The following is a 1,977-nucleotide window of genomic DNA, read 5'->3' as shown; positions in this document are numbered from 1 at the left end:
GCCGAAGGTGACGCCGACGGGCCCCGGCCTTCGCCGCGGCGGCGTCCAGCACGGCGGCGTAGGCGACGTCCGCGTTCAGCACCGCCGTCCCGCCCTTGGCCAGACCTTCGAAGATGGAGGCCTTCTCCGCCGCCACCCCCGCCTCGCCGTCGGCGAAGGCCTCGATGTGCACCGGTCCGACGTGGTGACGCAGGCGGCGTGGGGCCGGACGAACCTGGACAGCGGCGCGATCTCGCCCGGCGCGTTCATTCCGATCTCGAACACCGCGCGTTCGACCGACGGCGGCATCCGGGCCAGGGTCAGCGGCACGCCGATATGGTTGTTGTAGCTCTTGATCGAGGCGTGGGCCGGGCCGGCCAGGTCCAGGCCCGCCTTGATCGCCTGGGTCACGCTGGTCTTGCCCACGGACCCCGTGACTGCGCCGCGCCTCACATGCGGGGCGCGGTCGCGGGCGAAGACGCCCATCGCCTCGAGCCCGCGCAGGGTGTCGGCGACGACCACGGACGATCCGCCGTCGACCGCGTGCTCGGTCAAGGCGCCGGTCGCGCCGGACGCGAAGGCCGCGGCGGCGAAGTCGTGGCCGTCCCGCGCGCCCTTCAGGGCCAGGAACAGGTCGCCCGGGACGATCTCGCGGCTGTTGTAGGTCAGGCCGGCCGCTTCGAAGGGCGCGCCGGACAGGCGTCCTCCGGTCGCGGCCTCGATTTCGGCGGACGTCCAGAGGGGTCGGGGGTCAGGCATGGATACGCAGGGCTTCGGCGGCTTCGGTGGCGTCATCGAACGGGTGAGTCACCCCGCCGACGATCTGGCCCTGTTCATGCCCTTTTCCGGCGATGACCACCACATCCCCGTCGCGCATATCCGCGATCGCGTGACGGATGGCCTGACGCCGGTCGCCGATCTCGATGGCGGCCGGGAAGCCTTCGCGCACGGCCTTGCGGATCGCGGCCGGATCTTCCGAGCGCGGGTTGTCGTCGGTGACAATGGCCAGATCCGCCAGCCGCCCCGCGACCTCGCCCATCAGCGGCCGTTTGGCCCGGTCGCGGTCGCCGCCGGCGCCGAAGACCACGATCAGCCGGCCGGTCGCATGCGGACGCAGCGCCTTCAGCACCGTCTCCAGGCCGTCCGGCGTATGGGCGTAGTCGACGTAGACCTCGCCCCCCTTGCCGGAGTGGTCGGCCCCGCCGATCCGCTGCAGCCGGCCCTGGGCGCCCTCGATCCGCTCCATCGCCGCCAGCACCCGCCCGGCGTCCTCCCCGGCGGCGATGCACAGACCCGCCGCGACCAGGGCGTTGGAGGCCTGGAAGGCCCCGGCCAGCGGCAGAAGCACCTCGTGGGTCTCGCCGCGCACGTCGATCGTCAGCCGCTGGCCTTCGGGAACCGCCCGGCGGGCGACCAGCGACAGGTCGCGCCCGCGCTCGCCCACGCCCATCACGGCCAGGCCCGACATGATGCTGCGGCCGCGAAGCTGGAATAGGCGTCGGAGTCGGCGTTCAGCACCGCGGTGCGCCCGCGCGGCAGCAGGGTCTCGAACAGGCGCAGCTTGGCGTCACGGTAGGCATCCATGTCGCCGTGATAGTCCAGGTGGTCCTGGGTCAGGTTGGTGAAGGCCGCCGCCTTCAGCGAGACCCCGTCGATGCGGCGCTGGTCGATGCCGTGGGACGAGGCCTCCAGCGCCAGGTGGGTCACGCCCTCCGCCGCCAGCTGGGCCAGCATGCGGGCCGCGTCGGCGGCGTCGGGGCTGGTCAGGCCCGGCCCCGTCAACGCCTGGTTAACGTTACCCGTCTGTTTCAAAACCCCCAGCGTCCCCATGCTCGCCGAGGTCCTCCCGAGCGCCGCCCAGATCTGGCGGCAGAAGGCGGCGACCGAAGTCTTGCCGTTGGTGCCCGTCACCGCCACGCAGGTCTGGGGCTGGGCGCCGTAGAAGCCGCGCGCGGCCAGGGCGTAGGCGCGCCGCACGTCGCCCGAGGTGACCAGCAC

The 1,977-nt window shown here is 72.8% G+C and carries 2 pseudogenes; both read right to left on the bottom strand.

The features are described from left to right. Window positions 1-738: pseudogene (locus AC2W7C_RS17235) on the bottom strand (Mur ligase family protein); the annotation flags it as partial. Next, a pseudogene (locus AC2W7C_RS17230) lies at window positions 731-1,977 on the bottom strand (UDP-N-acetylmuramoyl-L-alanyl-D-glutamate--2,6-diaminopimelate ligase); the annotation flags it as partial. The pseudogenes AC2W7C_RS17235 and AC2W7C_RS17230, both read right to left, overlap by 8 nt.

This window comes from Brevundimonas sp. CURTG3B2_SDJG (assembly GCF_057364705.1).
This window is presented reverse-complemented; position numbering and strand designations above follow the sequence as displayed.